We start from the raw sequence: 20,273 nt of genomic DNA on the forward strand, positions 1-20,273 counted from the left end.
GTTACGGATACCGAATCATGAACACACCCGCTCGAAACTCCACTCGTTCTGCCGGCCAGAAGCTCGATCGCGAATCGATTCTGATCGACGCCCGCCGCGAACTCGCGATGCCGTCGCGGCGTCTGTTCGGCAAACGCCTTCTGACGCTCGGCGGCCTGTCGATGCTGACCGGCTGCTCGCTCACCGACGACGACTCGGTCAACAAATTTCTCACCGCCGTCTCGCGCCTGAACGACCGGGCGCAAGCCGCGCTGTTCGATCCGAAGCAACTCGCGCCGACCTACACCGAAGCGCAGATCACGCGGCCGTTTCCGTTCAACGCGTTCTACGGCATCGACGACGTGCCCGAGGTGAACGGCGCCGACTACAAGCTGCAGATCAGCGGGCTCGTCACCGGTCAGCGCGTCTGGTCCTTGCCCGAACTGTACGCGCTGCCGCATGCCGAGCAGATCACGCGGCATATCTGCGTGGAAGGGTGGAGCGCGATCGGCCGCTGGGGCGGCACGCCGTTCAGCGACTTTCTGCGGCGCATCGGCGCGGACACGAGCGCGAAGTACGTCGGCTTCAGATGCGCGGACGACTACTACGAAAGCATCGACATGCCGACCGCGCTGCATCCGCAAACGCTGCTCACGTTCTCGTACGACGGCGAGCGCCTGCCCGCGAAATACGGCTTCCCGATGAAACTGCGCATGCCGACCAAGCTCGGCTACAAGAACCCGAAGCACATCGTCGAGATGTTCGTCACCAACACGTATCCCGGCGGCTATTGGGTCGACCAGGGCTACAACTGGTTCGGAGGCTCCTGACGCGCGCGGGTCGGCGCCGCTGAGGCGGCGGCGCGACCCCGGACGGCAGAAGCTTCGGAAATACACCGGCTGGTGCTCTGGCCGGATTTGATTTGTCCATAACCAAGGAGTCATCCCATGAAAAAGTTCGCACTCGCAGCACTGGCCGTCGCTCTCCTCACCAGCGGCGGCGCCGCGTTCGCCCAGGCAAGCGGCGCCATGTCCAACGACGCGATGTCGAAGGACACCATGTCGAAAGACGCCATGTCCAAGGACAGCATGTCGAAGGACGGCATGAAGAAGGACACGATGAAACATGACAAGATGAAAAAGGGCGGCGCGATGAAGCACGAAGCGTCGGGCGCCATGGCCAACTGAGCCGTCCTGACTATGCGGCTCGCATAGCGCGAACGCGCCGGCGGCCCGCACGACAGAAAGCCGGGGCATGTCCCCGGCTTTCTGTTGCAAGTACGCCAACAAGTTACGATTCTTTCAAGCGACGCGGTGGGCGCTTACTGCATAATGCGATGCGCGCCAAACGTTTGGCGCGTGTTCGCCGTGGCTCGATCTCTCCCGATCGCCGTGGCGTTGTGGCCCCATTGGCCATCTATCGTCCTTCCGTTCCACCGACATGTCCGCCAGCCTCGCCCGTCAGACCGCATCGCCGATGCGGTGTCCGCCATCCCGCCTCCGGGTCTTTAGCGGGGGCGCTGCATCTCGAGCGGCATGGGCGGGCTGAACGCATGTCGCTGCAATTCCTGAATCGTTTTCCGCGTGGGTTCCCGATCCGTTTGCCGCAATCGCGCAACGGGCAGATCGCGCTCGCGCTCGCCGTCGTCTATCTCGTGTGGGGCTCGACGTATCTCGCCGTGCACGTCGCGCTGGGTTCGTTTCCGCCGCTGCTGCTCTCCGGACTGCGCAACCTGTTCGCCGGGGTAGGGCTGTTCATATTCGCCGCGCGCCGCAACCCGGTCTGGCCGGGCGCCGCCGAAATCCGCAATGCCGGGCTCGTCGGCACCATGCTGGTCGGTTTGTCGAGCGGCATGCTCGCCTACGGGATGCGCACCGTCGGCACCGGTACCGCAGCCGTCATGGTCGCGACCGTGCCGCTGTTCGCGACGGTGATCGCGGCGGTGGCGGGGCGCAAGATCGGCTGCGGCGAGTGGTTCGCGGTGGGCCTCGGTCTGGTCGGCATTGCGATTCTTAGTCACGGCGACAGCGCGCCAGGCTCGGCGGGCGGCAGCTTGGCGATTCTGTGCGGCGCGCTTTTCTGGGCGGGCGGCGCGCATCTGGCCGGCCGTTTGAAGCTGCCCTCGGACCTGTTTCTCTCGACGTCGCTGCAGATCGGCCTGGGCGGCGCGATGTCGACGCTGGTCGCGTGGGTCTCGGGCGAGCGGATGCTCGAGGTGCATGTTCTGCCGGTGCTGGCGTTTATCTACCTGATGCTGATCGGAACGATGGCCGCTTACGTCGCCTACGGTTTTCTGATCCGGCACACCAGTCCGATCATCGCCAGCAGTTGCATGTATGTGAATCCGGTGGTGGCCGTCGCGCTCGGCGCGCTGCTGCTCGGCGAACCGGTCACTCATTCCACGGTGGTCGCGACTATCGTGATTCTGGCGAGCGTCGGGCTGTCGTTCTGGTTCGATTACCGGAAGAAGGGACTCGCCTGAGTCCAGCTTGAAGCGGGCGACGACCCGCTTGTTTCACAACGCCGCCGCCACTTCCGCGCCTTCGCGAATCGCGCGTTTCGCATCCAGTTCGGTTGCCACCTTCGCACCGCCGATCACGTGGTAGCGCGGGCCGTTGGCGCTGTCCGCCTTTGCGTCCGCCGCCGTCTGCGGAAGCAGATCGCGCAGCGACTCCTGCCCCGCGCACACGACGATCGTGTCCACCTCCAGCCACTCCTCGACGCCCTCACGCGCGATCTTCAAACCACGCGCGCTGATTTCCCGATACGACACACCGTCGAGCATCTTCACGCCGTTTCTCGCCAGCGTCGCGCGATGCACCCAGCCGGAGGTCTTGCCGAGTCCCATGCCGAGCTTGCCGGCCTTGCGCTGCAACAGCCAGATCTGCCGCGGCGGCTCTGCCGACGCGGGCGGTTTCAGGCCGCCGCGTTCCCGCACGGCCAGATCGACACCCCATTCGTCGAGCCACGCATCGCGCGGCACGGGCAGCGGCTCGCCCGCGCGATGCAGCAGAAACTCGCTGACGTCGAAGCCGATGCCGCCCGCGCCGATCACGGCGACGCGCTGACCGACCGGCGCACCGCGCAGCACATCGACATAAGACTGCACGTTCGGCCCGTCGATGCCGGCAATCGCCGGCCGCCGCGGCACGATGCCGGTGGCAACGATCACATCGTCGTAAGCGCCGGCGGCGAGCAGCGCGGGATCGACGCGCGTGTCGAGCCGCACGTCGACGCGGTGGCGCTGCAACTGGCTCTGAAAATAGCGGATCGTCTCGCTGAACTCTTCCTTGCCTGGCACGCGCATGGCCAGATTGAACTGGCCGCCGATCGTTGCGCTGGCATCGAACAGCGTCACGCGATGCCCGCGCGCGGCGGCTACGGTCGCCGCCGACAATCCCGCCGGACCCGCGCCGACCACTGCGATGGAACGCGCGGCCCGCGCTCCGGCGACCGGCCGGTAGACCAGTTCGGTCTCGCGTCCCGCGCGTGGATTGACGAGGCAGGTGGCGCGCTGGTTCCTGAACGTGTGATCGAGACAGGCCTGATTGCAGGCGATACAGGTGTTGATTTCCTGCGCGCGTCCCTCGGCGGTCTTCACGACGAACTCGGGATCGGCCAACAGCGGCCGCGCCATGGAAACCAGATCGCCGGCGCCTTGCGCGAGCAGTGCTTCGGCGACCTCGGGCGTATTGATGCGGTTCGACACGATCACCGGCACCGTGACGGCCGCCTTCAATCGCGCGCTCAGCTCGGCGAAGGCCGCGCGCGGCACCGAGGTCACGATGGTCGGCACCCGTGCTTCATGCCAGCCGATGCCGGTATTGAACATCGTCACGCCGGCCGCTTCGAGCGCCTTGGCGACCTGCACGGTTTCGTCCCACGTATTGCCGCCTTCCACCAGATCGATCAGCGAGATCCGGTACACGACGATAAAGCGTTCGCCGCACACCGCGCGCACCCGTTCGACGATCTCGCGCGCGAGCCGCATGCGGTTCTCGATGCTGCCGCCGTACGCGTCGGCGCGGTGATTGGTGCGCGGGCACAGGAACTGGTTGAGGAGATAGCCCTCGCTGCCCATGATCTCGACGCCGTCATAGCCCGCGCGTTGGGCGAGGCGCGCGCAGCGCGCGTAGTCGCGCACGGTTTTCGCAATGCCGGCGATGCTGAGCGCGCGCGGCTTGAACTTCGAGATCGGCGATTTGATGGCCGACGCGGAGACCACGAACGGTTGATAGCCATAGCGGCCCGCATGCAGGATCTGCAGCGCGATCTTGCCGCCTTCGGCATGCACGGCCTCGGTCAACTTCCGATGATTGCGCAGATCGAGCACGGAATTCAGCGTGCCGCCGAACGGCAGCAGCCAACCCTCTCGATTCGGCGAGATCCCGCCCGTGACGATCAGGCCGACGCCGCCCTTCGCGCGCTCGCGGAAATACGCCGCGAGCTTCGGATAATTCCAGAAGCGGTCCTCCATGCCGGTGTGCATCGAACCCATCACCACGCGGTTACGCAGGCGGGTGAAGCCGAGGTCGAGTTCGGCGAGTAAGTGTTGGTAAGACATGCGGAGGACCGTGTAAGTATTGGGCGCGCACGAACAATACACCGCGCGGCGTGCCATCCCTCCGAGGAAACTTTCTAATCCTCGTAACTCGTTGCTCCGTAAGACATTCTTCAGTCGCCCGCGGACAGATTAGAGGCCGCGGCACGCGCATTGCTCGAAGCGGGCGTCCGTCGACACGAGCCGTGCGATGGCAGAAGGGATAGGAGGGGCATTCCGTTTCGCAGAGCTGGCCTGACTGTTCGTATGACCAACGAACCAGCGTCAGACGGCGTGTTGTGCGAAGCGGAAGTCCACAAAATCAATGGGCCGTGAGCCCGACAAATCGATACAGGTGAACATAATGAAACTGATCCGAACCATGGTGGCGATGGCTGCCGTTGCATCCGTTCTGAGCGCATGCGGTGGCGGCTCCGACGACGTGGGCAAGGAACTCGGGCTGACCAATCCGGAGATCCATTTCATTCATGCCATTCCCAGCGGCCCGGCGGTCGACTTTCTCGTCAACGGCACCGCGCCCTCGGGACAGACCAATATCAGCTATAAGGGTGTGACGAACTTCACCAATATCAACACGGGCGCAACCACGGTCGCTTACTCCGCGACCGGCACGACGACCGCGCTCGCGAGCGGCAGCTTTCCGGATGTCGCCAAGGGCCACCAATACACCGTGCTCGCCTTGCCGGGTCTGGCCGCGCCGGCTATCGGCCTGATCGACGATCCGTTCGACAAGGGCCTGCTGTCGAATAGCGCGCGTTTGCGCGGCTTCAACGCGTCGGCGAACGCGACGAACCTCGACCTGTACCTGGTCCAGTCCACCTCGACCGACATCACCAACGTCTCGCCGACGATGGCCGGCGTGGCCTTCAAGAATGCAGTGCCGGCGAGCGGTCAGGATTCGATCTATGTGTCGGGCGGCACCTACGTGCTGATCGCGACCACGGCCGGCAGCAAGACGCCGATCTTCCAGTCGCCGGCCTTCACGCTGTCGAACAATGCCGACTGGCTGGTCACGTCGGTGCCGATCGCCGGTGCGCTGAGCCAGCTCGTGCCGGGCCAGATCCATCTGCTGGTTGCGCAGAACGGCAACACGCAGACACCGAGCGTCGAGTTGACGAACACGCTCAATGGCCAATAAGCGCTGATGAAAGCGCAGGCTGAGCACATGCAATAAACGATAAGTCCTGGGGAGGACGGAGCGGCGATCCACTTGAGTGGATCGCCGTTTTGTTTGCAGCCCGGACCAACATCTGCAACACCAGCCGCTTCGACAAAAGTCCGCGATGACGATTAAAGCGGGCGCAAAAAAAACCCGCCACGATTTCCCGCGGCGGGTTCTGCCTGAACTGCGCAAGCCAGGCGCTATCAAGCGCCCGGCGTCTGCTTCGTTATGCGCTGCTTACTTGGCCTGTTCGGCCGAGTTCGTGATGGCATTGCCACCCTTCGAAATATCCTGCCCGGCCCCCGCCATCGTGTTGCAACCGGCGAGCGCAGCTGTCCCTGCAATGAGAAGCAAAGCGATCAGTCGATTCATGAAAGTTCTCCTTGTCGAGAATGCATTGGTTGACGTGCCCATGTTGTACGGCACGCGCCAGCTGAGCTAGCTGTCGTCCGACCGGGGCTTACGCCAGTCGATCCGGTCTGATTGCATGGTAAAAAAAGGGCGGGGGCGGCGCTGTCGGCTGCGCTGCGATTTTCGTGTAGGCGTGCGCCGGTGTTTGCGTCGGCGCACTCCTACAAGTCCGCCGCGGCGCGGCGCTTGCCCTGCTAGACGGAGGTTCGCGAAGGAGTCGCCGGCGGCAGATCGACCGATGGCGTCGCGGTGCTGACGCTCGGCATCTCCACATGGATGTCGGTGCCGTTCGGCACGCCGCGCCGGATATCGAAGCGCCCGCCATGCGCGGCGACGCGCTGGCGCATGCCTAGCAGCCCGTGGGTGTGCGTGCGCTTCAGATCGGCCGGCATGATGCCGACGCCGTTATCGGCGATATGCAGCGCCACCTGGCCGTCGCCGACCTGCAAGGCGATCGATACCTTCGAAGCTCGCGCGTACTTGGCCGCGTTGGTCAGCGACTCCTGCGCGACGCGGAACAGCGCGATCTCCGTTTGCTCGTCGAGCTTGATGTCGTCGGCGGGCAGATGCAGGTCGAGCGTCCAGCTGTTGCGCTGCGCGGCTTCGTCGGCGAGCGTGCGCAAGGCGGTGACGAGCCCAAAGTTCGCCAGCACCGTAGGCCGCATATCTTCGATGATGCGGCGCTTCAGCGCGATGCCCTGGTCGAGATTGGCGAGCGCCCGCTTGAGTTTCTCGGCGATGTCCGGCTCGCTGTCCTTCAGCTTGCGGTTGGCCCACGCCACATCCATTTTGCTGGCGGTCAGAATCGCGCCGAGTTCGTCGTGCAATTCGCGCGCGAGCTGGGTCTTCTCGTTTTCACTGACCGCCTGCAAGTGCCAGCCGAGCGCCTCGAGCTGCCGGGTGCGTTCGTTGACGAGTTGATCGAGACTCTCCTGTTGTGTGATCAATTGACGCTGCACGCGTGCCTGGCGATCGATCTGAATGCCGAGATTGCGAAACAGCAGAATGAACAGCACGATGTTAAGCGCCGAGAGACCCGCCGCGCACAGCGTGGAGATGCGCTGATCGCCGCGGCTCGCGGCGAGCGCGTGCTGGGCGCGGCGTTCCTCGTTGTCGCGCAGCAGCGAGAGCGTGCTGTCCACCAGCGACGCGTCGGCCGGGTTGGCCTCGCTCGCGCCGCCGCAAGCGGACAGATCGAGCGGATGGGGCGCTGCGCGTTGCAGCGCGGACGCGCCCGCGCCGATCCGCGCTTCGATCAGCGCAAGTATCTGCGTGAAGCTGGCGAGCTCGGCGCTGTCCGCTTTGCCGCCACGGTAGAAACGGTTCAACGTCTGTTCGCTCTGGCGGATGCGCACCGCGGTCGCGCAGAACTCGTGCGCGGCGGCGTCCTGCTTCGTCAGAAGAAAATCGCTTTGCAGGGCGCTCAGGCGCGACAGCTGGCTCGCCAGCATGCTCAGTTGCACGGTGACGTCGCGCGCTTCGAGCGCGGTTTCGTATTCGGCGGCAATGCGCTGGCGCGCGGTCTCGAGTATCACGAGGCCGCCCACGGTAATGACGATCGCCACCGTCATGGCGATCGCCCAACTGCGGCTGTGCATCCAGTGGCTCAGCCGGGCGGCGGCCCCAGGCGCTGTGGAACCGGCTTTATCCGCGTCCGGCACGTTCTGCACATTTGGCACATTGGGCTCCTCTGATGGAGCATCAGTTTAACGTCCGCCGCGTTCGGCGACGGTGCCGCCACCACGCGGCCGTTGCGGCGCTGCAAGCCGGACCGGCGAGGCGGACATGCCCGCCGTAACGCCGCCGTAATCCAATGTAAGCGGATTCTCACACGAAAACCGGCGTGCGTCGGAATGCGCCGCGCGTGGCTGATGGATAGGATGGTCCTGATCGTTCAATCAATGTTTTGGGAGGAAGCCATCATGCTGAAATGGGCGTTGTTCTTCGCCGTCATCGCGGTGATCGCAGGTGTTCTGGGCTTTACCGGTGTCGCGGCAGGCGCGGCGGCAATCGCGAAGTTCCTGTTCATCGTGTTTGTGATTCTGTGCGTGGTGTTCCTCGTGCTGGGCTTCGTGGTGACGAAAAAGATCGTCGATTAGCGCTGCTCGCAGGTAAGTTGCGAGCCGTTTCTGAAGACGGGAGACCGGTCCGCCGGTCAATATTGTGCGCCTATGCCGCGCAGTTACAGCAAGAAGGAGAATCGTCATGCTTCACTATGCCATCGTCTTTTTCGTGATTGCGATCATCGCCGCCGTGTTCGGTTTTACCGGCATTGCGGCGGGCGCGGCCGAAATCGCCAAGATTCTGTTCTACATTTTCCTCGTCGTATTCGTGGTCACGCTGCTGCTCGGCGTGTTCCGAACATAGACGGGTGGCCCGTCGTGGCCATCGTTCCTTGTGACGGCGCATCAGGCGCGTTTCGTGCGTGATGCGCAGTTCCCACTCATACCGGATAAAGGAGAAATTCAATGTCGAAGTCATCTACCGCTCAGGGCGCGCCGACTCAATCCAGCGATCCGTTCGTGATGGACCTTCAAAAAATCCGCGAAGACGCACGCAAGCACATGTCGGATGGTCCGGTCACGCAATCGTATGGCGCGGACCGCGAGACGGTGCTGAAGCTGTGTAACGACGCACTGGCCACCGAAATCGTCTGCGTGCTGCGCTACAAGCGGCATCATTTCATGGCCAAGGGCATCAATTCGGAAGCCGTCGCCGCAGAGTTCGCTGAGCACGCGGCCGAGGAACAGCAACACGCCGACAGCATCGCCGAACGGATCGTGCAACTGGGCGGCGAGCCGGATTTCGCGCCGGACGGTCTGAAGACGCGCTCGCATTCGGAATACAAGGAAGGCGAAAACCTCACGGACATGATCAAGGAGAACCTGATCGCGGAGCGCATTGCGATCGACACGTACCGCGAGATCATTCGTTATCTCGGCGATAAGGACGTGACGACGCGCCGTATGTTCGAAGAGATTCTCGCTGTCGAAGAGGAGCATGCCGACGACATGGCGGACTTGCTCGAAGGCCGCGAGTAATCGGGAGCGCGCGACTGCGCGCGGCGGCGCGCAAAACGTGGAACGTAGACGCGAACAGCGCATGAGGGAAACGTAGCACGGCGGCGAGCGGCAGCGCTGTACATCTTGGCCCGCTCAGCCAGTTCAGGCAGCGCGGCGGACAGCGCTGACGGCGCAGGTGGGCCGCAAGGTTGCGCGCGCCGGCATGCGCCGCCGGTTTTCCCCATCCGGCGGAAGCCATGCCGGAGATCATTACAATGTCTGCTTTGGAGCGATTTCATTGCACGGACACCCAAACCGATGATTCGAGTGCTGATAGCTGACGACCATGCGATCGTCCGAGGTGGCTTCAAACAGTTCGTCGCCGACGAGCCGGATATGTGCGTCGCGGCCGAAGCGGCCACCGGCGACCAGACCATCAGCCTCGTGCGCGAACAGGCCTTCGACGTCGTGCTGCTCGACATCGCCATGCCGGACAAGAATGGCATCGATACCTTGCGTGTCATCAAGCAGGTGCGCCCTGAACAAGGCGTGCTGATTCTGTCGGGCTACCCGGAGAGCCAGTACGCAATCAATCTGCTGCGCGCGGGCGCGAACGGTTATCTGAACAAGGACTGCGAGCCGGAGGAAATTGTGCGGGCGATTCGCGCGGTGGCGCGCGGGCATCGTTACCTATCCGAGGCGGTCGCCGACACGCTCGCCGACAACCTCGACAAACCAGCGGCAGGGCGGCCGCACGAAGCGCTCTCCGAGCGCGAATTCCAGATTTTCTGCAAGCTCGCGGCGGGGCAAATTCCCACCGACATCGCGGAGGAATTGCATCTGTCCGTAAAGACCGTGAGCACTTACCGGGCTCGCGTGCTGGAGAAAATGCGGTTGGCGAACAATGCCGATCTGACTTATTACGCGATCAAGAACGGCTTGATCGAATAATGCACGATCGAGATATTCCGATGAACAGCGAATCGAACCCTGTTGTCGACCCAGCCCGCCACGCGCCATTGCGTGTGTTGCTGATCGAGGATTCGCCGCTGATTCGCAGAAGCCTCGTTGAAACGATCGACGCGTCCGGATTGCTCAAGGTCGCGGCGTACGCGGATTCCGCGGATCAGGCCATTGCGCTCCTGAGCGACGAGTCCTTCGACGCGGTGATCGTCGACCTGCAGTTGAAGCAGGGCTCGGGCGTGCCCGTGCTCGCTTATTTGCAGCGGGAGGGATTGATCGACAGAGTGTTCGCCGCGGTGCTGACCAATCACGCGTTGCCTGCCTACCGGGAGCGCTGCGAGCAATATGGCGTGCGGCACTTTTACGACAAGTCGTTCGAATTCGATCGCGTGATCGACGCGCTGCATGAATATGCGTATGCGCGAAGCAGCAAGTAAGCGCTCCGCGCCGCGCAGATAGCGGACTAGCTCGCCGCGCGTGCGGGAAGCGCCAGATGATTCCACGCCGCCAGCCCCGCGAACACGATCCCGGCCACGCTCACACCGATCCACCCGAACGCCGGCCACACCACCGCGCCGACACCGGAGCCGAGTGCTCCGCCGATGAAATACGCCACCATGTACACCGTATTGACGCGGCTGCGCGCGTCCGGCTTGAGCGCGTAGATGCGCGACTGATTGGAAATCTGCGCGGCCTGCACGCCGATATCGAGAATGATCACGCCGACCACCAATCCCGCGATGCTCTTCGCCGATACGCCGAATACGACGAACGAAATCGCCACCAGCACGATAGACAGGGTGATGATCGCGCGCGGCCCGCGTCGATCGGAAAACTTGCCGGCGAGCGGCGCGGCCATCGCGCCTGCCGCGCCGACAATACCGAATAGCCCGGCCGCCTGCGGCCCGAGATGAAACGGCGCGCCGGCCAGCAGCAAGGCCAGCACCGACCAGAAGATACTGAATGCCGCGAACAGCGCCGCGCCGGTGAGCGAGGCTTCACGCAATTCACGATGCTCGACGATCAGATGCCACATCGACACCAGCAGCTTGCCGTAGGGCAGCGTGGAAGTCGGCTGACTCTTCGGCAGACGCATCATGATGACTACCGCCAGCACCAGCAGCGCGACCACGGACGCGCCGAATACCGCGCGCCAGCCGAAATATTCAGCGATTACGCCCGACGCCGTTCGCGCCAGCAGAATCCCCAGCAGCAAACCGCTCATCACCGTGCCGACCGCGTGGCCGCGTTCGGACGGCGGTGCGATTTCCGCCGCGAACGGCACCGCTTGCTGCGCGATGGTGGCGAGCACGCCGATCGCGAGACTCGCGACGATCAGCACGGTCAGCGTCGGCGCCGCGGCGGCCACGACCAGCGCGACGCAAATGGCGGCGATCTGCAAGAGGATCAGACGGCGCCGGTCGAAACGGTCGCCGAGCGGCGCAAGCAGCAGCATGCCGGCCGCGTAGCCGAGTTGCGTGACGGCCGGCACCGCGCCGACCCACGACGCGCTGCGCGGAAACGACTGGCGGAAGTCGTCGAGCAGCGGCTGGTTGTAATAGATGTTCGCAACCGAGACACCGGCGATGGTGGCGAGCAGAAACAGCAGGCCGCGCAACGACCGGTCGGCGGAAGCGGGAGTGGACGCGTTGGAAGTGGACATGAGAGGGCACAGTCGACGGACCGGCCCATGCACGGTCCTCAAGCGTGCCGATCATACCGGAGCATGGCGGATCGTGCTGACGGCGGCGAGGCGGAGCGGCCCGCTCGCGCAGCGGCGTCACGACGCCTTGCCGACAAAATGAGACGGAGTTTCGGCTTACGTTCGTAAAATCGGCGCGCCTTAACCGACCGACGCTTTACAAGAACGACTCCATGACCTCGATCACGAAACACGAACCTCGACGCATCGGCGGCTCGCTGCTCGTCGCCTTGATTTGCCTGGCGGCGTGGGCGCTCTACACCGCGATCGCGATGCGCGATCCGCTCAAGCTGATGCTCGAATGGGAAGTGCTGGCCGTGTTCGCGCGGCCCGAAACACACGGCTGGTATCGCGCCGTGATCGTGATGGTGGGCTGCGACGTGCTCACGGGCATGTTCATCGTCGCGGGGACGGGCTGGCTGGGGCTGCTCGCATGGCGCAAGTCGCCGCGTTTTACCACGCACGTTCAGGCGTGGCTGCTGGGGATCGTCGTGCTGCGCACCATCGCGTATCTGCTCGGCGATAACATGACGCACGCGATCGGCATCGACATCGCCATTCCGTACGACGGCTTCATTCAGGCTGTCGTGGCGGCCGCGCTCGGGATTCCGTATTTCAGGCTGTCCCGGCGCGTTCGTGAGACTTTCGTCGACGCCTGACCCGCACGCGTCAGTCGATCAGATCGCCTTCGGGCTCATAGAAAGGATACGGGCCGTCGGCTTTTTCCACATACGCGTGATGCGTGACGATGCCGGTCGCCGGATCGTAGTGATGCAGCGCATACGCGGGCGGTTCCATCATGAACGCGGACGGCGCATCCTCGCGCAGATCAAGCGCGACCTGATGCGCGGGCGCCGGCACCGCGGAGGCGATCGTGCCGCCGAATCGCGCGAACATGGGCCGGTGCACATGCCCGCAGATCACCCGCTCCACGTTCGGATAACGCGCGATCAACGCCGCGAGTTTGCCCGCCGCAGCGGGATCGAGCCGCAGTTCGTCCATATGACCGATGCCGCACACAAACGGCGGATGATGCAACGCGACCACCGTCGGCTTGCCCTGGGCCGCATCGAGTTGCGTGGCGAGCCATGCGAGCCGCGCATCGCATAGATGGCCGGCGCTTTGTCCCGGCACCATCGAATCGAGCGCGATGATCCGCAATGGACCGACATCGACGGCGTATTGCACGAATTCGCCACCGTTTTGCAATTCCTTGCGATCGGGAAACGCGGCGCGCAAGGCAGCACGTTCGTCGTGATTGCCGACCAGCATGAAGTAGGGAATCTCAAGCGGCGCGAGCAGCGTCTTCAGGTATTCGTACTGTTCCGGATCACCCTGATCGACGAGGTCGCCGGTCATGATCACCGCGTCGGGACGCGGCTCGAGCGCATTGAGGGCGGCGACGCAGCGTGCGAGATAGGCGCCGGTGTCGACGCGCCGATAAGCGAGCGCGCCGGGCCGTTTGATATGCAAGTCGCTAATTTGAGCCAGCAGCATGGGGGATGTCCTTTTTATAGCGCGCTATGAAAACAGCGCGGCTTCATTACGATAGCGCAATCAGCGCGTCCTGCGCGATGGAAATGCCGACCGGCGTGCCGCGCGCCAATTCCACGCGGCCGGCTACGTCGATCAGCAACGCGTCCGGCGCGGCGCCGCCGATCGTCAGGCGCGTACGTTCCCCGAGAAAGGCGGTGCTTTCAATATGTCCACGCAATTGCGCGTGAGCCGGATCGGCCAGGTAAGCGTCTTCCGGCCGGAAGAAAATCTCGTGCGCCGAGTTCGCATGCACGGAGCCCACGGGCAGCGGCACGGCGCCGCCGGTGGTACTCAGCATGCCGTCGCGCCGCTCACCCGCAAGCCGGTTGATCGTGCCGACGAACTGCGCAACCGTCCGGTTGGCCGGACGGTAGTAGATCTCGCGCGGCGAGCCGATCTGTTCGATGCGTCCTGCGCTCATCACGACGATGCGGTCGCCCAGTTCCATCGCTTCGGCCTGATCGTGCGTGACGTAGACGGTCGTGATGCCCAACTCGCGCAGCAGCGTATTCATTTCGCTGCGCAAGGTGTCGCGCAGACGGGCGTCGAGGGCGGTCAACGGTTCGTCGAGCAGCAGCACGCGCGGCTGCACGGCGAGCGCGCGAGCGAGCGCCACCCGCTGACGCTGGCCGCCGGAAAGCTGATCGATCGGCTTATCGGCGTGAGCCGTGAGACGCATCATGCCGAGCAATTCGTCGACGCGTTGCCGTGCCGTCTCAGCGGGCACGCGCTTGATCTTCAAACCGTAGCTGATGTTGCCGCGCACCGTCAGATTCGGAAACAGCGCGTAGCTCTGGAACACCATGCCGACCTGGCGCTTTTCGATCGGCAGTGCGGTGACGTCGTCGTCGCCGAACGCGATGCGGCCGCCGGCGTCCGGTGTCTCCAGACCCGCGATCATGCGCAGCGTCGTGGTTTTGCCGCAGCCGGACGGGCCGAGCAGCACGAGCGTTTCGCCGGCGTCGATATGCAGGTCGAGCGGTTCGAGCACACGTGTGCCGCGAAACGTTTTCGCGCATTGCGTCAGCGTGATGGGAACGGAAGCGAGTTTCATGGCTTGATGGACTTCGAAGGAGGTGCCGCAATGCGTTTTTTCGCCGCGCTGCGCTGGCCGGTCGCATCGACGCCGAGCCATTGCATCGCGACGAGCAGAGGCATCGTCATGATGAAAAAGAGAATCGTGTAGGCGCTGCCGATCTCGATGCGCAACGACGCGTAAGTGTCGGCGAGACCCACCGGCAACGTCTTGGTATCGGGCGTGTGCAGCATCCAGGTGAGGTTGAATTCGCCGATCGACAGCGTCAGCACCGCCAGTGCGCCGGCCACGATGCCGGGCCGCGCGTTCGGCAGCACGATCGTCACGAAGCGCTGAAAGAAGCTCGCGCCGAGACTCGCCGCGCCTTCCTCGAGCGTGCGCAGATCGCTGCTCGCGCAGACTGCCGCGACCGCGCGCACCATGAAGGGCAGCGTGAACACCACGTGCCCGACCACGATGAACGCCACGCTCATGCGGAACATCGTGAAGCCGCCGTAGACCACCAGCAGCGCGAGCGCGGACGCGAGACCGGGCAGCGCGATCGGCAGCACCAGAAACTCTTCGATGATGCGCGAGAGCCGCGTCTTGCTGCGCGCGAGCACATAGCCCGCAGGCACACCGGTCAGCAGCGTGATGAGCAAGGTAGCCGCCGCCACTTCGAGCGAGAGAAACACCGAACTGTGATACTGCGTCCACACTTCGCCGAGCCAGCGCAGCGTGAGTCCGCTCGACACGCCCTTGAAGTAGTTGACCGTCAGGCCCGCCATGATCGACATGACGACCGGCACGATCAGGAACGCGCACAGCAGCAGCGTGACAAGCCATTGGCCGGTTGCCAGCCACGTTCTTGCGTCCGGCCAGCGCACGCGTGAACGCGGTTTGGCGGGTGGTTGTAGAGAGGTAGTGATTGAACTCATTGAAGTACGATTCTCCGCTTTGGAAGCGCCCGGTTCGGAAACGCCGTTCATGCGCTTGCCGCCACGGCCGAGCCGCTCACGCTGCGCGCCAGCGCCAGCACGGCCCACGTCACGATGCCGAGCACGATCGAAAGTCCCGCGGCCGTCACCATGTTCGCGTTGAGGGTGAACTCGGTGTAGATGGTCATCGGCAGCACGTCGATGTCGGTGGCGAGCGTGAACGCGGTGCCGAACGCGCCCATCGCGGTGGCGAAGCACACGGCGCCCGCCGCGATCAGGCCAGGCGAGAGCGCGGGCAACACGATGTCGCGCGTGATGCGCCACGGCGACGCGCCGAGCGAACGCGCGGCTTCTTCAAGCGATGCATCGAGCTTGGTCGCCGAGGCCATGACGGTGACGATCACGCGCGGAATCGAGAAGTACAGATAGCCGAGAAAGAGCCCGCTCATCGAATACGCGAACACCCAGCGCTCGCCCGTGAGTTTCAGCGAGAGCGCGCCGATCAGCCCCTGGCGTCCCGCCAGCATGATGACCATGAAGCCGACCACCACGCCGGGAAACGCCAGCGGAAACGTGAGCAAGGCGAGCAGCGTGCGTTTCAAAGGAAACTCGCGCCGCGCCAGCAACAGACCCGCGATCACCGAGAGCACCAGCGTCGCCGCCGTAACCGCTGCGGACAGCAACACGGTCGCGCCGAGGCTCGACATGTAGCGCGGATTCGTCAGCATCGCGCGATAGGTGGCGAACGCGTGGCCGTCGCCGCTCAACTGCGCGAGCGCGCCCATCGGCAGCAGCCAGAAGGCGATGAACACTGCCAGCGCCGGCGCGAGCAACGCGATGCGCCAGCGCAGCGGAAACGTGATGTCGTTCAATGCATCACCTGCAGATAACGCTCGCCGAAGCTCGACTGCTTTTCGGCCATCTTGCCGAAGTCGACAGGTTTAGCGCGCGCATAGTCGCTGGCCGGCAGGAACTTGGCGGCGGTTTCCGGGCTCATCGCGTTCGGGCGCACCGGACGCAGGTAGGCGTCGGCCCACAATTTCTGGCCTTCGTCGGAGAGCACGAAGTCGAGCACCTTCTTGCCGTTTGCTTCGTGCGGCGCGCCTTTGACGAGGCTCATCACGTACGGCACCGAGATCGTGCCTTCCTTCGGAATCACGAATTCGACGTTCGCGTGATCCTTGTATTTCGCGCGGTATGCGTCGAAATCGTAGTCGAGCAGGATCGGAATTTCACCGGACATCACGCGCGCGTAAGCGGTCTGCTTCGGCACGATCGGCGCGTTGGCCTTCAGCTTGCGAAACCAGTCGAGGCCCGGTTCGAAGTTATCGAGCGTGCCACCGAGCGCCTGGTTCACCGCCACCGCGCCTGCATAGCCGACGAATGCGCTCGACGGATCGAGATAGCCGATCATGCCTTTGTACTCAGGCTTGAGCAGATCCGCCCACGAGCGCGGCACCGGCTTGCCTTCAAGTGCGTCCTTGTTGACGAAAAAGCCCAGCGTGCCCGAGTGAATCGAGAACCAGTAGCCTTGCGGGTCTTTCTGATTGGCGGGAATGTCGTCCCAATGCGCGGGCTTGTATGGCTGGATCAAGCCCTTGTCCTTCGCCTGGAAGGCCGACGAAACGCCGAGATACACGACGTCGGCGACCGGGCTCTTCTGCTCGGCCATGAGTTGCGCGATCGACTGGCCGGAGTTCTTGTTGTCGAACGGCACGCGAATGCCGGTCTTTTGCTGGATCGCCTTGATCTGACTCGCCCAGTCGGCCCATTCGGGCGGGCAGTTGTAGCAGATGGCGGTTTCGTCGGCGTGCGCTGCTTGCGGTGCGAGCGCGACGAGCGCGGCGGCGACCACCGTGCCGGCCGACAGCGCGGCGGCTATGCGGCGCGTGAGGTGGCGCCAGAGCGGTCTGAGCGGTTTGATGGGCGAAGCGAAATGGCTGGCAGAGCGGATCACTGCGGGTCTCCTGGAGAAGAAGGGAGCGGGTGGTTCGGGTTTTGGGGTGGGTGACTCAAAGTCGTGTTGCAGGACAGCGGGTTAAACGTTTTCATGCCGGCACGTGTGGATGCATTTCACGCGTGTTAGCCAATGGCGCTTTGCCTGGCGCTTCAGGCGATCGGCCGCTCGGCGGATAGGGGCGTACGCGCGGGCGTTGCGTCGTCACGGCTCGAAATCGCCGCGATCGTGGCGCCCTGGCGCAAGCTGTGCGGCAAGGTCAGCCTGAGCGAGGTTTCGCTCAACGCTTTGTGAGTGCCGGTGACGCGCGCCAGCAAACGCCGCCAGGCCGCGCAGCCGATTTCGCGATTCGGCGCGCAGATGCTGGCGAGCGCGGGCGACAGCAGCTCGCCCATTGCGAGGCCGTCGAAGCCGAGAATCGACATGTCGTGCGGAATCTGCAGACGCGCGCGGCGCAGGCCGCGCATGACCACCATCGCCAGCAGATCGTTACTGCAGAAGAGGGCGCTCGGGCGGTTCGGGCCGCTCGTCAGATGAGCGAGCACCGAGGGCGCCAGTTCTTCCGCGTTGAAGTCGACTTCGAGCGCGGGCGCCGGCGTGAGGCCGGCTTGCTGCATGGCCTGCGAGTAGCCGAGATGCCGCTGACGGGCACGATCCGAGGCGGCCAGCGTGCCGGCGAGCATGAGGATGCGGCGATGGCCGTGCGCGATCAGCATGCGCACGCCGTCGTAGGCGGCCAGACGATTGTCGACCGAGACCGACGGACGACGCACCGTGTCGTTATGCATCAGCACATAGAGCAGGCCCGCGCGGTCGAGTTCGTCGAGCAGCGGGTGCGTGTCGGCATCGGCGACAGTCAGGATCAGGCCTTCGACGCGGTGTTCGCGCAGCGTTTCGATGGCATGGCGTTCGCGGTCGGCGTCGTACTGCGTGGTCATCAGCATGAGCCGGTAGCCTTGCGCCGACGCCAGTTCGTCGATGCCTTGCAGGCACTCGGCGAACACGGGATTGGCGAGCGTCGGCAGGACCACGCCGATCAGGCGCGTGCGTTCGCCGCGCAATTGCCGGCCGAGCGGGCTCGGGCGGAAGTTCAGGGCGTCGATGGACCGGCGCACCTTGTCCAGTGTGACCGGGTTGACGGTGTGCGGCGCGTTGATCGCGCGCGACACGGTGGCGATGGAGAAGCCGGCGTGCGCAGCGACATCTTTGATCGTCGGGATCATGGGTTTCCGCTCGGGATGTAAACGTTTTCGTGAGCGGATTATCGGGAAGGTTTGTGACTTGAGGATGACGCCGGGATTCGCGGTTGCGGCGTGTGGAACTTGAGACGGGCGAAGCGTCGGCGGGCGGTTTGGTACGCCCGGCGGGCAATGGTAGAATTCGCGTCCACACGCGTTTCGACGCCCGCCGGGGTGATGAAATTGGTAAACATAGCGGACTTAAAATCCGCCGCCTCACGGCTTGTCGGTTCGAGTCCGATCCCCGGCACCAAGTCATATCCCAAGACATCCTGAGAACTATCGAAAAACCCGTTGAGTCATGGGTTTGCGGGAAGTATCGAGGGATTCGCTCGCGCGCGCGGCACACCAGCGCGCCCAGTCAAAACGGGCACTATGTTGCGCGAAATGATTTTCTGCCGGAACGTCTTCACAATCGCGCGCAAGGAGTGGAAGTGGATCGACACGAACCCCTTCACGGATGTCTGCGAGCCACCGGACGGTTCTCCGCGTGAGCGGCGCCGGATCCTCGGAAAGAAACGCGACGAATCATGCGCTGGCTCGTCTATCGGACCGGGCAGGAGCCGGAAACCAAAAATCGGGAGGTCTCGCGCCTATATGGCGGCGTTGCGCGGCGGTACACGGCCAAGGAACTGCTTGGCTTGGGCAAAGAGACGCTCAATTGAAGACCGGTTTCGGCCAAGTCTATGTCTACTCTGTTCGGCAACGCGAAGATCGGTCTCGGTAATGCCGATCTGACTTGCTGCGATTGGAGCATGATCTCGACGTTGTTACTAACAATCAATGACTTATGGAGTATTTTTAGGACGCAAGTTTATCTTGCAACCGGTAGTTGTAGACCCCATAATTGCTTTGTAGCGGCGTTGCGGTTTAAATAGCTCCGCCCGGATCAACCTGCGACAAATCAGCGCCGACAATCGTAAGCGTACTTGTAAGTACGTCAGGCCCGGGTACTGCACTATTCCATAGCCTCCCAATTGGGAGGCTATTTTTATATGGCGAAAACAATTTATCTGGATGAGAGTGGGTGTTTGGGCTGGAAGCTGGAGGAAGCGTATGGGCGCGGAGGATCCAGCAGGCACTTCACGCTCGCCGCAGCGGTGCTTCCCGAGGGGGAGGATGCAGTCTTAAATCGCGTTGTCCGCGGCATTTATAAGCGGCGCGGCCGTCCCATCAAGAACGAAATAAAATCCGTTTCACTCTCGCCTGCTGAGCGTGACAATTTTGCGCGACAGTTGGCCGCCATCAAGCGGGACCGGGCCGGTTTTCAATTCGCAACCATAACGGTGAGGAAAGAGAACGTTTCGGCCGGTTTCCGGCGTCATCCGAATGGGCTCTACAACTACATGGTTGGGCTTCTGTTGCTCGAGATGATGGCGCAAGAGCAGTCCGTTGCTTTCATCCCGGACGCACGTAGCGTCCGCATCGAACTCAAGCATGCCATGCACGATTATCTGTGCACGAAGCTATCCGCATTGGGTGCTGACACCTTCCTTGAGACGACGCCTTGGGAGAGCAAGGACTCGCTGGGCCTTCAGTTCGTCGACATCTTGGCGGCCGTCGTTTGGGGAAACCATGAATTCAGGACCGGCAATGCCTACAGGATCGTCTCTCCTCATGTCAGGCAGAAGCGATTGTTCTTCGATCCGCCCCAAAAGGCAACTCTGATTGATGCCGAGCGGGCGACCTATCAAGCGCTCGACTTCGACCCAAACGTCACCTGATTTAAAAGCCTAGCCCCGCGCTGGGCTTTTTTGCATCTGGGCAGTTGGCCAACATTCCGGGTGAGCGTTGCATCAGTACCGTGAT

The 20,273-nt window shown here is 63.5% G+C and carries 22 protein-coding genes and 1 tRNA gene; 13 read left to right on the forward strand and 10 right to left on the reverse strand.

From position 1 onward, the window contains the following. Positions 1–17 precede the first annotated feature (17 nt). The 3 genes from B0G82_RS12465 (at position 18) to B0G82_RS12475 (ending at position 2,461) form a co-directional block, all read left to right on the forward strand. Positions 18–809: a molybdopterin-dependent oxidoreductase gene (locus tag B0G82_RS12465; protein ID WP_106279330.1), complete on the forward strand. Its 792-nt coding sequence runs from the start codon at positions 18–20 to the stop codon at positions 807–809. Between the two features lie 117 nt (positions 810–926). Beyond that, on the forward strand, positions 927–1,166 hold the full coding sequence (locus B0G82_RS12470; RefSeq protein WP_106279332.1) for a pentapeptide MXKDX repeat protein: 240 nt from the start codon (positions 927–929) through the stop codon (positions 1,164–1,166). Positions 1,167–1,531: 365 nt separating this feature from the next. Further along, positions 1,532–2,461, forward strand: a complete 930-nt coding sequence (locus B0G82_RS12475) for an EamA family transporter (RefSeq protein ID WP_121307540.1) — start codon at positions 1,532–1,534, stop codon at positions 2,459–2,461. A gap of 33 nt (positions 2,462–2,494) precedes the next feature. Here the strand turns inward: B0G82_RS12475 and B0G82_RS12480 are convergent, their stop codons facing one another. Further along, the gene (locus tag B0G82_RS12480; RefSeq protein WP_121308671.1) at positions 2,495–4,543 is read right to left on the reverse strand and encodes an NADPH-dependent 2,4-dienoyl-CoA reductase; all 2,049 of its coding nucleotides are present in this window, start codon (positions 4,541–4,543) and stop codon (positions 2,495–2,497) included. 340 nt (positions 4,544–4,883) lie between these two features. Here B0G82_RS12480 and B0G82_RS12485 point away from each other — a divergent pair, with 340 nt between their 5' ends. Further along, complete coding sequence (locus tag B0G82_RS12485; protein WP_106279336.1) at positions 4,884–5,678, forward strand: DUF4397 domain-containing protein; 795 nt, start codon at positions 4,884–4,886, stop codon at positions 5,676–5,678. Between the two features lie 261 nt (positions 5,679–5,939). Here the strand turns inward: B0G82_RS12485 and B0G82_RS12490 are convergent, their stop codons facing one another. Further along, on the reverse strand, positions 5,940–6,074 hold the full coding sequence (locus B0G82_RS12490) for an entericidin A/B family lipoprotein (protein ID WP_012433647.1): 135 nt from the start codon (positions 6,072–6,074) through the stop codon (positions 5,940–5,942). A gap of 233 nt (positions 6,075–6,307) precedes the next feature. Beyond that, positions 6,308–7,792 carry a sensor histidine kinase gene (locus B0G82_RS12495; protein WP_121307541.1) on the reverse strand — a complete coding sequence of 495 codons (1,485 nt, stop codon included), beginning with the start codon at positions 7,790–7,792 and terminating at the stop codon, positions 6,308–6,310. Positions 7,793–8,035: 243 nt separating this feature from the next. Between B0G82_RS12495 and B0G82_RS12500 the strand changes: the two genes are divergently transcribed. The 5 genes from B0G82_RS12500 to B0G82_RS12520 all read left to right on the forward strand — a co-directional run bounded on the left by B0G82_RS12500 (position 8,036) and on the right by B0G82_RS12520 (position 10,515). Beyond that, positions 8,036–8,212, forward strand: coding sequence for a DUF1328 domain-containing protein (locus tag B0G82_RS12500; protein ID WP_106279750.1), 177 nt, complete (start codon positions 8,036–8,038; stop codon positions 8,210–8,212). Between the two features lie 106 nt (positions 8,213–8,318). Then, the gene (locus B0G82_RS12505) at positions 8,319–8,480 is read left to right on the forward strand and encodes a DUF1328 family protein (RefSeq protein ID WP_006052455.1); all 162 of its coding nucleotides are present in this window, start codon (positions 8,319–8,321) and stop codon (positions 8,478–8,480) included. Positions 8,481–8,581: 101 nt separating this feature from the next. Continuing rightward, complete coding sequence (locus B0G82_RS12510) at positions 8,582–9,154, forward strand: ferritin-like domain-containing protein (RefSeq protein ID WP_106279342.1); 573 nt, start codon at positions 8,582–8,584, stop codon at positions 9,152–9,154. A 279-nt stretch (positions 9,155–9,433) separates the two neighbouring features. Further along, positions 9,434–10,066: a response regulator transcription factor gene (locus tag B0G82_RS12515; RefSeq protein ID WP_012433643.1), complete on the forward strand. Its 633-nt coding sequence runs from the start codon at positions 9,434–9,436 to the stop codon at positions 10,064–10,066. 20 nt (positions 10,067–10,086) lie between these two features. Then, positions 10,087–10,515 (forward strand): response regulator, encoded by a 429-nt coding sequence (locus B0G82_RS12520; RefSeq protein ID WP_116119588.1) that lies wholly within the window; start codon positions 10,087–10,089, stop codon positions 10,513–10,515. Positions 10,516–10,541: 26 nt separating this feature from the next. On the opposite strand, the gene B0G82_RS12525 is transcribed toward B0G82_RS12520, so the two are convergent. Further along, positions 10,542–11,741 (reverse strand): MFS transporter, encoded by a 1,200-nt coding sequence (locus tag B0G82_RS12525; RefSeq protein ID WP_116140039.1) that lies wholly within the window; start codon positions 11,739–11,741, stop codon positions 10,542–10,544. A gap of 212 nt (positions 11,742–11,953) precedes the next feature. On the opposite strand from B0G82_RS12525, the gene B0G82_RS12530 reads away from it, so the two are divergent. Further along, the gene (locus B0G82_RS12530) at positions 11,954–12,439 is read left to right on the forward strand and encodes a DUF2569 domain-containing protein (protein WP_121307542.1); all 486 of its coding nucleotides are present in this window, start codon (positions 11,954–11,956) and stop codon (positions 12,437–12,439) included. 10 nt (positions 12,440–12,449) lie between these two features. On the opposite strand, the gene B0G82_RS12535 is transcribed toward B0G82_RS12530, so the two are convergent. From B0G82_RS12535 to B0G82_RS12560, 6 genes are all read right to left on the reverse strand, one after another. Then, on the reverse strand, positions 12,450–13,277 hold the full coding sequence (locus B0G82_RS12535) for a phosphodiesterase (RefSeq protein WP_116140043.1): 828 nt from the start codon (positions 13,275–13,277) through the stop codon (positions 12,450–12,452). A gap of 46 nt (positions 13,278–13,323) precedes the next feature. Then, positions 13,324–14,370, reverse strand: a complete 1,047-nt coding sequence (locus tag B0G82_RS12540; RefSeq protein WP_121307543.1) for an ABC transporter ATP-binding protein — start codon at positions 14,368–14,370, stop codon at positions 13,324–13,326. Further along, entirely contained in the window at positions 14,367–15,269 is a 903-nt protein-coding gene (locus B0G82_RS12545; protein ID WP_121308672.1) for an ABC transporter permease, read from the reverse strand. Before B0G82_RS12545 ends, B0G82_RS12540 begins: the two co-directional genes overlap by 4 nt. 47 nt (positions 15,270–15,316) lie before the next feature. Continuing rightward, positions 15,317–16,141, reverse strand: coding sequence for an ABC transporter permease (locus B0G82_RS12550; protein ID WP_106279350.1), 825 nt, complete (start codon positions 16,139–16,141; stop codon positions 15,317–15,319). Continuing rightward, entirely contained in the window at positions 16,138–17,226 is a 1,089-nt protein-coding gene (locus B0G82_RS12555; RefSeq protein WP_116140047.1) for an ABC transporter substrate-binding protein, read from the reverse strand. The genes B0G82_RS12550 and B0G82_RS12555 overlap by 4 nt, the downstream gene beginning before the upstream one ends. Before the next feature lie 152 nt (positions 17,227–17,378). Further along, positions 17,379–18,449, reverse strand: coding sequence for a LacI family DNA-binding transcriptional regulator (locus tag B0G82_RS12560; protein ID WP_121307544.1), 1,071 nt, complete (start codon positions 18,447–18,449; stop codon positions 17,379–17,381). A 183-nt stretch (positions 18,450–18,632) separates the two neighbouring features. On the opposite strand from B0G82_RS12560, the gene B0G82_RS12565 reads away from it, so the two are divergent. The 3 genes from B0G82_RS12565 to B0G82_RS12570 all read left to right on the forward strand — a co-directional run bounded on the left by B0G82_RS12565 (position 18,633) and on the right by B0G82_RS12570 (position 20,188). After that, positions 18,633–18,717 (forward strand) — tRNA-Leu (locus tag B0G82_RS12565). A gap of 277 nt (positions 18,718–18,994) precedes the next feature. Continuing rightward, positions 18,995–19,129, forward strand: a complete 135-nt coding sequence (locus B0G82_RS41065; protein WP_277872784.1) for a hypothetical protein — start codon at positions 18,995–18,997, stop codon at positions 19,127–19,129. 330 nt (positions 19,130–19,459) lie between these two features. Beyond that, complete coding sequence (locus tag B0G82_RS12570) at positions 19,460–20,188, forward strand: DUF3800 domain-containing protein (RefSeq protein WP_199730081.1); 729 nt, start codon at positions 19,460–19,462, stop codon at positions 20,186–20,188. The last annotated feature ends 85 nt before the right edge of the window (positions 20,189–20,273 follow it).

The organism is Paraburkholderia sp. BL17N1 (assembly GCF_003634175.1).
Classification (GTDB): domain Bacteria; phylum Pseudomonadota; class Gammaproteobacteria; order Burkholderiales; family Burkholderiaceae; genus Paraburkholderia.

Coding starts and splice junctions, on each gene's coding strand:
- B0G82_RS12465 (WP_106279330.1), top strand. CDS start 18: ATGAACACACCCGCTCGAAACTCCACTCGTTCTGCCGGCCAGAAGCTC.
- B0G82_RS12470 (WP_106279332.1), top strand. CDS start 927: ATGAAAAAGTTCGCACTCGCAGCACTGGCCGTCGCTCTCCTCACCAGC.
- B0G82_RS12475 (WP_121307540.1), top strand. CDS start 1,532: ATGTCGCTGCAATTCCTGAATCGTTTTCCGCGTGGGTTCCCGATCCGT.
- B0G82_RS12480 (WP_121308671.1), bottom strand. CDS start 4,543: ATGTCTTACCAACACTTACTCGCCGAACTCGACCTCGGCTTCACCCGC.
- B0G82_RS12485 (WP_106279336.1), top strand. CDS start 4,884: ATGAAACTGATCCGAACCATGGTGGCGATGGCTGCCGTTGCATCCGTT.
- B0G82_RS12490 (WP_012433647.1), bottom strand. CDS start 6,074: ATGAATCGACTGATCGCTTTGCTTCTCATTGCAGGGACAGCTGCGCTC.
- B0G82_RS12500 (WP_106279750.1), top strand. CDS start 8,036: ATGCTGAAATGGGCGTTGTTCTTCGCCGTCATCGCGGTGATCGCAGGT.
- B0G82_RS12505 (WP_006052455.1), top strand. CDS start 8,319: ATGCTTCACTATGCCATCGTCTTTTTCGTGATTGCGATCATCGCCGCC.
- B0G82_RS12510 (WP_106279342.1), top strand. CDS start 8,582: ATGTCGAAGTCATCTACCGCTCAGGGCGCGCCGACTCAATCCAGCGAT.
- B0G82_RS12515 (WP_012433643.1), top strand. CDS start 9,434: ATGATTCGAGTGCTGATAGCTGACGACCATGCGATCGTCCGAGGTGGC.
- B0G82_RS12520 (WP_116119588.1), top strand. CDS start 10,087: ATGAACAGCGAATCGAACCCTGTTGTCGACCCAGCCCGCCACGCGCCA.
- B0G82_RS12525 (WP_116140039.1), bottom strand. CDS start 11,741: ATGTCCACTTCCAACGCGTCCACTCCCGCTTCCGCCGACCGGTCGTTG.
- B0G82_RS12530 (WP_121307542.1), top strand. CDS start 11,954: ATGACCTCGATCACGAAACACGAACCTCGACGCATCGGCGGCTCGCTG.
- B0G82_RS12535 (WP_116140043.1), bottom strand. CDS start 13,277: ATGCTGCTGGCTCAAATTAGCGACTTGCATATCAAACGGCCCGGCGCG.
- B0G82_RS12540 (WP_121307543.1), bottom strand. CDS start 14,370: ATGAAACTCGCTTCCGTTCCCATCACGCTGACGCAATGCGCGAAAACG.
- B0G82_RS12545 (WP_121308672.1), bottom strand. CDS start 15,269: ATGAGTTCAATCACTACCTCTCTACAACCACCCGCCAAACCGCGTTCA.
- B0G82_RS12560 (WP_121307544.1), bottom strand. CDS start 18,449: ATGATCCCGACGATCAAAGATGTCGCTGCGCACGCCGGCTTCTCCATC.
- B0G82_RS41065 (WP_277872784.1), top strand. CDS start 18,995: ATGCGCTGGCTCGTCTATCGGACCGGGCAGGAGCCGGAAACCAAAAAT.
- B0G82_RS12570 (WP_199730081.1), top strand. CDS start 19,460: ATGGCGAAAACAATTTATCTGGATGAGAGTGGGTGTTTGGGCTGGAAG.